Genomic DNA, 424 nt, shown 5'->3' with positions numbered 1-424 from the left:
CAGGAAACGTGGCCCAATATGCTGCCGAAAAAGTATTGCAGATGGGGGGCAAGGTGTTGACGCTTTCAGATTCAGGCGGATATATTTATGACAAAGATGGCATAGATGAAGAAAAATTGGCCTGGGTAATGGACCTGAAAAACAATAAACGCGGAAGAATATCTGAATATGTAAAGGAATATCCGAATGCAGAATACCATAAGGGCAAGGCACCTTGGGAGGTACCCTGCGATATTGCACTGCCCTGTGCCACCCAAAACGAATTGAACGGTGACCATGCCAAAGCCTTGTTGAAAAACGGTTGTATGTGTGTTTCTGAGGGAGCCAACATGCCCTCTACACCAGAGGCCATACATGCTTTTCATGATGCCAAAATTTTGTTTGCACCAGGCAAGGCGTCCAATGCAGGGGGTGTGGCCACTTC

At 46.9% G+C, this 424-nt stretch carries 1 pseudogene; it reads left to right on the top strand.

Going from position 1 to position 424, the window contains the following annotated elements:
* Positions 1-8: 8 nt before the first annotated feature.
* Positions 9-424 (top strand): annotated as a pseudogene (locus J1M64_RS19545) (NADP-specific glutamate dehydrogenase); the annotation flags it as partial.

It is taken from the genome of Dietzia sp. KRD202 (assembly GCF_017168155.1).
GTDB lineage: Bacteria > Actinomycetota > Actinomycetes > Mycobacteriales > Mycobacteriaceae > Dietzia > Dietzia kunjamensis.
This window is presented reverse-complemented; position numbering and strand designations above follow the sequence as displayed.